We start from the raw sequence: 3,085 nt of genomic DNA, 5'->3' as shown, positions 1-3,085 counted from the left end.
CCCCTTCACCGGCGCTGCTGAGGCGGTTGTTGGGTCGCTGGAGACGGCGGGGACGCACTGGAGAGACGGTGGGACGCTCGGGAGAGACTGGGGGCATCTTGGGAATGAGTTAGGCGGGCGCGCTGATGTTTTGGCGCACTGGTCTGGTTTTTGGCTCTTGGTGTTATGTTCTTTGACATTGATGGATAACTGAAGAGATATGTGGGCGGTTTGGTTCGTTTTCGACGGATTGGATGTCTGTATATCGCGCTCTTAGGTTAAGTTGTTTGCGTTCAAGTAGCGTAAGCGGTAGCGCCGATGATAGAGTGTCAGCTTCACTGTTTGTACGGCTTTCGGTTTCTTAGGAGACCTGAAGCACAACAAACAGATGACTTTTAGTTGTACTCTCGGCTAGCCGGCTGGGGGTGTCGCTTAATCGCGCTCAAGTAGTGCAGCGGTAGCGCAAGTTGCCCTGTGCTCAAGTAGCCGAATAGGCGGTAGTACAACTAAAGATGTGCAGAGGTTCGAACGTCAAGGATAAGCAGGTAACTGCTTTTCAACTTGAGAGTTTGATCCTGGCTCAGAACGAACGCTGGCGGCAGGCCTAACACATGCAAGTCGAGCGCGCCTTTCGGGGTGAGCGGCGGACGGGTTAGTAACGCGTGGGAATATACCCTTTGGTACGGAATAGCCTCTGGAAACGGAGAGTAATACCGTATGAGCCCTTCGGGGGAAAGATTTATCGCCAAAGGATTAGCCCGCGTTAGATTAGGTAGTTGGTGGGGTAATGGCCTACCAAGCCTACGATCTATAGCTGGTTTTAGAGGATGATCAGCAACACTGGGACTGAGACACGGCCCAGACTCCTACGGGAGGCAGCAGTGGGGAATCTTGGACAATGGGGGCAACCCTGATCCAGCCATGCCGCGTGAGTGAAGAAGGCCCTAGGGTCGTAAAGCTCTTTCGCCTGTGAAGATAATGACGGTAGCAGGTAAAGAAACCCCGGCTAACTCCGTGCCAGCAGCCGCGGTAATACGGAGGGGGTTAGCGTTGTTCGGAATTACTGGGCGTAAAGCGCACGTAGGCGGATCGGAAAGTTGGGGGTGAAATCCCGGGGCTCAACCCCGGAACTGCCTCCAAAACTATCGGTCTAGAGTTCGAGAGAGGTGAGTGGAATTCCGAGTGTAGAGGTGAAATTCGTAGATATTCGGAGGAACACCAGTGGCGAAGGCGGCTCACTGGCTCGATACTGACGCTGAGGTGCGAAAGTGTGGGGAGCAAACAGGATTAGATACCCTGGTAGTCCACACCGTAAACGATGAATGCCAGTCGTCGGGTAGCATGCTATTCGGTGACACACCTAACGGATTAAGCATTCCGCCTGGGGAGTACGGTCGCAAGATTAAAACTCAAAGGAATTGACGGGGGCCCGCACAAGCGGTGGAGCATGTGGTTTAATTCGAAGCAACGCGCAGAACCTTACCAACCCTTGACATCCCGGGACCGGTCCAGAGATGGGCCTTTCACTTCGGTGACTCGGTGACAGGTGCTGCATGGCTGTCGTCAGCTCGTGTCGTGAGATGTTCGGTTAAGTCCGGCAACGAGCGCAACCCACATCCCTAGTTGCCAGCAGTTCGGCTGGGCACTCTATGGAAACTGCCCGTGATAAGCGGGAGGAAGGTGTGGATGACGTCAAGTCCTCATGGCCCTTACGGGTTGGGCTACACACGTGCTACAATGGCAGTGACAATGGGTTAATCCCCAAAAACTGTCTCAGTTCGGATTGGGGTCTGCAACTCGACCCCATGAAGTCGGAATCGCTAGTAATCGCGTAACAGCATGACGCGGTGAATACGTTCCCGGGCCTTGTACACACCGCCCGTCACACCATGGGAGTTGGTTCTACCCGACGGCCGTGCGCTAACCTTTTGGGGGCAGCGGACCACGGTAGGATCAGCGACTGGGGTGAAGTCGTAACAAGGTAGCCGTAGGGGAACCTGCGGCTGGATCACCTCCTTTCTAAGGATGATGCTAGCATCACAGGGCGTGCCCTTGATCGTGCATCACTTAGCAGAAGATCAACAAACAAAGTTGGTCAAACTCAGCAGGCGCTCAAGTAGCCGAATAGGCGGTAGCGCACTGTAATGAGCCGAGCCGTCCTCATATCTCTTCAGAAAATCAGGATCTTGCGAATGGCGTGAGGTCCGGCAAGGGGCCTTAGCTCAGCTGGGAGAGCGCCTGATTTGCATTCAGGAGGTCAGGAGTTCGATCCTCCTAGGCTCCACCACTTACTTTCGGCGGAGCCGGCAAGTAAGGTTTGTCGCGGCAGTGTCTTCGCGCAGCGAAGGTCACGGGAGCGACCTTCCGATATCCTGTCTTAGTGGGAGCTCTTGTAGGCGACAGCAGCCGTTACCGTTCGGTGACATAACCACAGCGTGCTGCTTTCGGCATCTTTTCTTTGAAAAGAGCCTGTCGCACACCTGTTTTGTTTTTGCGGATGCAAAAACGAAAACAAGGGTCGGTAGCTCAGGTGGTTAGAGCGCACGCCTGATAAGCGTGAGGTCGGAGGTTCAAGTCCTCCTCGACCCACCACCGTCTTATTTTGCGGAGCAAAATGAGACGAACAACGGTTCCACGCAGCGCAGAGCGGCAGTTGTTTTTGTGAAGCAAAAGCAATGAGAGCGGTTCTCTGGATCACGGGCCTCGATCCACCATATCACTTCGATTTGACCGTTAAGCACTGTTTTGAGTGTTTAGCCGTCCAATTGGACGTCTCGTCCAAGTCACCCGCAAGGATGACGGACACATCAATTGACATCGTATAGAGAGAAATCAATCAACACTGTTTGATCGCGCCGAGTGTGGCGCTGATCTCGGTCGTTCTTATCTTCGGATGAGCGGCGCAGTTTGGGTCTAGCCGGCCTATAATGCGTATCGCGACTGAAACGAACAGAGTTGTCCAAGTCAAATATACTAACCCGAGCGACCTGCGTTGATCAGCTGCACGGCTGAGAGACCATATGGGGTTGCTCAATTGTCCTCGTCCAAGTGGCGGGGGCGGGAAATGTATGTTTTTGGTTCAGAAGAATGACTGCCTTTAGTTAGC

The 3,085-nt window shown here is 53.8% G+C and carries 2 tRNA genes and 1 rRNA gene; all 3 read left to right on the top strand.

The window, feature by feature from the left end:
- Positions 1-536: 536 nt before the first annotated feature.
- The 3 genes from LCM21_RS20610 to LCM21_RS20600 all read left to right on the top strand — a co-directional run bounded on the left by LCM21_RS20610 (position 537) and on the right by LCM21_RS20600 (position 2,571).
- A 16S ribosomal RNA gene (locus LCM21_RS20610) occupies positions 537-1,998 on the top strand.
- A 192-nt stretch (positions 1,999-2,190) separates the two neighbouring features.
- Positions 2,191-2,266: transfer RNA gene (locus LCM21_RS20605), tRNA-Ala, on the top strand.
- Between the two features lie 228 nt (positions 2,267-2,494).
- A tRNA-Ile gene (locus LCM21_RS20600) sits at positions 2,495-2,571 on the top strand.
- The last annotated feature ends 514 nt before the right edge of the window (positions 2,572-3,085 follow it).

It is taken from the genome of Ruegeria profundi, from assembly GCF_020171505.1.
Classification (GTDB): domain Bacteria; phylum Pseudomonadota; class Alphaproteobacteria; order Rhodobacterales; family Rhodobacteraceae; genus Ruegeria; species Ruegeria profundi.
This window is presented reverse-complemented; position numbering and strand designations above follow the sequence as displayed.